Below are 5,877 nucleotides of genomic sequence, written 5' to 3' on the forward strand. Positions count from 1 at the left end.
AAAAAAAAAGCCCGTAGTGATTGAACACATACGGGCTTTTAGGAATATAAGCTTGGGGATGACCTACTCTCACATGCCAACTGACACACTACCATCGGCGCTAAAACGTTTCACTTCTGAGTTCGGAAAGGGATCAGGTGGTTCCATCTTGCTATTGTCCCCAAGCAATGGGGTTATGTAAGCTGTTCATTTTCATGAACACCTCACTGAATTTGGAAAAATCTCTGTTTAAATCGTTAACTTAGGCTTCAATGCTCTTTAGAGTCTTACTCAAGCTCAAACATGTCAACCTTTAGCTCATCTTTCTAGATAAACAAAAGTTACTTTTGAGTTGTATAGTTAAGCCTCACGGGTAATTAGTACAAGTTAGCTTCATTCATTACTGAACTTCCACACCTTGCCTATCAACGTCATAGTCTTTAACGGCCCTTTAGAAGACTTAAAGTCTAGGGAGAACTTATCTTGGGGCAGGTTTCCCGCTTAGATGCTTTCAGCGGTTATCCTTCCCGATCGTAGCTACCCAGCAATGCCATTGGCATGACAACTGGAACACCAGCGGATCGTCCACTCCGGTCCTCTCGTACTAGGAGCAGCCCCCCTCAATTCTCCAACGCCCACGGCAGATAGGGACCGAACTGTCTCACGACGTTCTAAACCCAGCTCGCGTACCACTTTAAATGGCGAACAGCCATACCCTTGGGACCGACTTCAGCCCCAGGATGTGATGAGCCGACATCGAGGTGCCAAACACCGCCGTCGATATGAACTCTTGGGCGGTATCAGCCTGTTATCCCCGGAGTACCTTTTATCCGTTGAGCGATGGCCCTTCCACACAGAACCACCGGATCACTAGAACCTGCTTTCGCACCTGCTCGACGTGTCTGTCTCGCAGTCAAGCACCCTTTTACTCTTGCGCTCATTGCACGATGTCCGACCGTGCTGAGGGTACCTTCGCGCTCCTCCGTTACTCTTTAGGAGGAGACCGCCCCAGTCAAACTACCCACCATACACTGTCCCTGACCAGGATTCACTGATCTAGGTTAGAACCTCAATAATATCAGGGTGGTATTTCAAGATTGGCTCCACAATGACTGGCGTCACTGCTTCAAAGCCTCCCACCTATCCTACACAGATAGTATCAAAGTCCAGTGCAAAGCTGTAGTAAAGGTTCACGGGGTCTTTCCGTCTAGCCGCGGGTACGCAGCATCTTAACTGCGAGTTCAATTTCGCTGAGTCTCGGGTGGAGACAGTGTGGCCATCATTACGCCATTCGTGCAGGTCGGAACTTACCCGACAAGGAATTTCGCTACCTTAGGACCGTTATAGTTACGGCCGCCGTTTACCGGGGCTTCGATCAAGAGCTTCGCCTAAGCTAACCCCATCAATTAACCTTCCGGCACCGGGCAGGCGTCACACCGTATACGTCATCTTTCGATTTTGCACAGTGCTATGTTTTTAGTAAACAGTTGCAGCCACCTGGTCTCTGCAACCCCCAATAGCTTAGAGAGCAAGTCTCATCACCATCAGGGGCACACCTTCTCCCGAAGTTACGGTGTTATTTTGCCTAGTTCCTTCACCCGAGTTCTCTCAAGCGCCTTGGAATTCTCATCCTGACCACCTGTGTTGGTTTGGGGTACGATTCTTTATAACCTGAAGCTTAGAAGCTTTTCTTGGAAGCATGGCATCAACTACTTCGTCCAAAAGAGGACTCGTCATCAGTTCTCAGCATTAAGATCCCGGATTTTCCTAAGATCTCTGCCTACTACCTTAAACTTGCAACCATCAGCAAGCTAGTTTAGCCTTCTCCGTCCCTCCATCGCAGTTATAAAAAGTGCAGGAATATTAACCTGCTTCCCATCGACTACGCCTCTCGGCCTCGTCTTAGGGGTCGACTAACCCTACGTCGATTAACGTTGCGTAGGAAACCTTGGTCTTTCGGCGAGGGAGCTTTTCACTCCCTTTATCGCTACTCATGTCAGCATTCGCACTCGTGATACCTCCAGGATGCTTTACAACACCCCTTCGCAGGCTTACACGACGCTCCTCTACCATGCCATAAATGGCATCCACAGCTTCGGTACACTACTTAGCCCCGTTAAATCTTCGGCGCAGGCCGACTCGATCAGTGAGCTATTACGCTTTCTTTAAAGGGTGGCTGCTTCTAAGCCAACCTCCTGACTGTCTAAGCCTTCCCACATCCTTTCCCACTGAGTAGTGTTTAGGGACCTTAGCTGGTGGTCTGGGTTGTTTCCCTCTTGACAACGGACGTTAGCACCCGCTGTCTGTCTCCCATGATTGCACTTGTTGGTATTCGGAGTTTGCAATGGGCTGCTAAGCCTTGACGGCCCGCTAGACCATAACAGTGCTCTACCCCCAACAGTGAGACATGAGGCTCTACCTAAATAGATTTCGAGGAGAACCAGCTATCTCCGGGCTTGATTAGCCTTTCACTCCGATCCACAGCTCATCCCCGCATTTTTCAACATACGTGGGTTCGGTCCTCCAGTACCTGTTACGGCACCTTCAACCTGGCCATGGATAGATCGCCCGGTTTCGGGTCTACGCCATGCTACTATACGCCCATTTAAGACTCGGTTTCCCTTCGGCTCCCCTATTCGGTTAACCTCGCAACATAACGTAAGTCGCTGACCCATTATACAAAAGGTACGCAGTCACCCAACAAGTGGGCTCCTACTGCTTGTACGTACACGGTTTCAGGTTCTATTTCACTCCCCTTCAGGGGTTCTTTTCGCCTTTCCCTCACGGTACTGGTTCACTATCGGTCGGTAGAGAGTATTTAGCCTTGGAGGGTGGTCCCCCCATGTTCAAACAGAATTTCACGTGTTCCGTCCTACTCGAATAACACTTAATAAGATTTCGCATACAGGACTATCACCTTGTATCGTCACACTTTCCAGAGTGTTCTGCTATCTTAATAAATGCTTTAGGGCTGGTCCCCGTTCGCTCGCCGCTACTTGGGGAATCTCGGTTGATTTCTTTTCCTCTGGGTACTTAGATGTTTCAGTTCTCCAGGTTAGCCTCCCATAAAGGGATATCCATAAAGGATGGGTTTTCCCATTCGGAAATCCACGGATCAAAGCTTGTTTACTAACTCCCCGTGGCTTATCGCAAGTTACTACGTCCTTCGTCGCCTTCTACCGCCTAGGCATCCACCGTGTACGCTTAGTCACTTAACTATACAACTCAAAAATAACCTTGACCTTTTGTGATGCAGGGGCTTTCTTCTTCTTTTTAATTTCCTGCTAAGAAAACTAAAAATCCAAAAGTCTTTCAATCAATGTCTAATGAATTGATGTAACTAAAAGTTTTTTACGCTGACATGTTCTCGCTTGAGTTTGTATCGTGATTTTAATATCGGAACCTTTACATTCGTCATATCAAAATCATTGAACTCTTAAGATACATTGTTACCTCGTTAGCCCAGTCGTTGGAGACAACTGGACTAACTCAATAAACCGGTAACAGATTAATCTATTTCAATAAATTAAAATAAATCAATCTGGATGTCGTCATCATCAAATGACTCCAGTTTATTGTTTCTAAGTTTATTTTTTAACTTAGAGATTTTTCCTAATTGTTAAAGAACTTCTTTGTTTCTTTCAGTCAATACGACTGTTAATAATCTCTAGTAACCTTGGCTACTAAAAGTTATTAACAGGAATATTGGTGGAGCTATGCGGGATCGAACCGCAGACCTCCTGCGTGCAAGGCAGGCGCTCTCCCAGCTGAGCTATAGCCCCAATCGGGTAATCAGCAGGTGATCTTTCTTCCCCTGATTTTAATTCTTGACCAATTACTTAGTGCAAAAATTGGTGGGTCTGGGTGGATTTGAACCACCGACCTCACCCTTATCAGGGGTGCGCTCTAACCAACTGAGCTACAGACCCAGGTCGTTCTCATCTTTTCAGTAATTCAGAAATAATTTATGTGAAAGCTAGCTTAAGCTCGTAACCGTCTTTAGTCTTAAAGGAGGTGATCCAGCCCCAGCTTCCGCTAGGGCTACCTTGTTACGACTTCACCCCAGTCATGAATCACAAAGTGGTGAGCGCCCTCCCGAAGGTTAGACTACCCACTTCTTTTGCAACCCACTCCCATGGTGTGACGGGCGGTGTGTACAAGGCCCGGGAACGTATTCACCGTGACATTCTGATTCACGATTACTAGCGATTCCGACTTCACGGAGTCGAGTTGCAGACTCCGATCCGGACTACGAGAGGTTTTCTGAGATTCGCGCACTGTTGCCAGTTGGCTGCTCTTTGTACCCCCCATTGTAGCACGTGTGTAGCCCATCCCATAAGGGCCATGATGACTTGACGTCGTCCCCGCCTTCCTCCGGTTTATCACCGGCAGTCTCATTAGAGTTCTCAACTAAATGTTAGCAACTAATGATAAGGGTTGCGCTCGTTGCGGGACTTAACCCAACATCTCACGACACGAGCTGACGACAGCCATGCAGCACCTGTCACTGCGTTCCCGAAGGCACCAATCTATCTCTAGAAAGTTCGCAGGATGTCAAGGGATGGTAAGGTTCTTCGCGTTGCATCGAATTAAACCACATGCTCCACCGCTTGTGCGGGCCCCCGTCAATTCCTTTGAGTTTTAATCTTGCGACCGTACTCCCCAGGCGGTCAACTTATCGCGTTAGCTACGCTACTAATCTTTTTAATAAGACCAACAGCTAGTTGACATCGTTTACGGCTTGGACTACCGGGGTATCTAATCCCGTTCGCTACCCAAGCTTTCGCACCTCAGCGTCAGTTTTAAGCCAGGAAGTCGCCTTCGCCACTGATGTTCCTCCAGATATCTACGCATTTCACTGCTACACCTGGAATTCCACTTCCCTCTCTTAAACTCTAGATTGCCAGTATCGGATGCAGTTCCTAGGTTGAGCCCAGGGCTTTCACAACCGACTTAACAGTCCGCCTACGCGCGCTTTACGCCCAGTAATTCCGAATAACGCTTGCACCCTCTGTATTACCGCGGCTGCTGGCACAGAGTTAGCCGGTGCTTCTTCTAAAGTTAACGTCAAACTAAGCAGATATTAGCTACTTAATCTTCCTCACAATTGAAAGTGCTTTACAACCCTCGGGCCTTCTTCACACACGCGGCATGGCTGCATCAAGGTTTCCCTCATTGTGCAATATTCCCCACTGCTGCCTCCCGTAGGAGTCTGGGCCGTGTCTCAGTCCCAGTGTGGCTGATCATCCTCTCAAACCAGCTATAGATCGTTGCCTTGGTAGGCCTTTACCCTACCAACTAGCTAATCTAACGCGGGCTCATCCTTTAGCGATACCTTCCAAGGAGAGGGCACCTTTACTCCGTAGAGCATATTCGGTATTAGCATACGTTTCCATATGTTGTCCCCAACTAAAGGGTAGATTCCCACGCGTTACTCACCCGTCCGCCACTCGACGCCCAAGAACGCACACCGAAGTGATTGTTCTTGTCGTTTCCGTCCGACTTGCATGTGTTAGGCCTGCCGCCAGCGTTCATTCTGAGCCAGGATCAAACTCTTCAGTTTAATCTTGATTATGTTTTTTAGTGAGCTTTGCTGCTCATAAACTCTCGAAATTAACAAGGTACATGTTTTTGTTCAGTTAATAAATTAACCTTACAAAATGACCATATACATAGTTATCGAGATACTTATATTTGCGGTTACTTACTTAAGTAACTTCCACATAAATTATCTCTGAATTACCTGATTTTTAAAGAACTCTTGGTCTTTCTTACTGAGCCGTTTCACTTCGTGTTCCGTCTCAGTAAGCCGCGTATTATAGGCTTAACATCTAATCAACGTCAAGCTTTTTTTACGCTTTTTTTTCGAAGTTTTTATTCTCGATTTTCATCTCAAAT

2 tRNA genes and 3 rRNA genes are annotated in these 5,877 nt (G+C 47.2%); all 5 read right to left on the reverse strand.

Features of this window, described 5'->3' with window-relative positions:
• Window positions 1-50 precede the first annotated feature (50 nt).
• The 5 genes from rrf to P8629_RS11415 all read right to left on the reverse strand — a co-directional run bounded on the left by rrf (window position 51) and on the right by P8629_RS11415 (window position 5,542).
• Window positions 51-165, reverse strand: a 5S ribosomal RNA gene (gene rrf, locus P8629_RS11395).
• Between the two features lie 170 nt (window positions 166-335).
• Window positions 336-3,197 (reverse strand): 23S ribosomal RNA (locus P8629_RS11400).
• 488 nt (window positions 3,198-3,685) lie between these two features.
• Window positions 3,686-3,761, reverse strand: a tRNA-Ala gene (locus P8629_RS11405).
• A gap of 70 nt (window positions 3,762-3,831) precedes the next feature.
• Window positions 3,832-3,908: transfer RNA gene (locus P8629_RS11410), tRNA-Ile, on the reverse strand.
• Window positions 3,909-3,986: 78 nt separating this feature from the next.
• Window positions 3,987-5,542, reverse strand: a 16S ribosomal RNA gene (locus tag P8629_RS11415).
• The 16S, 23S and 5S rRNA genes sit together here with 2 tRNA genes alongside, the layout of an rRNA operon.
• Window positions 5,543-5,877: the final 335 nt, after the last annotated feature.

The organism is Hydrogenovibrio sp. 3SP14C1 (assembly GCF_029625905.1).
Classification (GTDB): domain Bacteria; phylum Pseudomonadota; class Gammaproteobacteria; order Thiomicrospirales; family Thiomicrospiraceae; genus Hydrogenovibrio.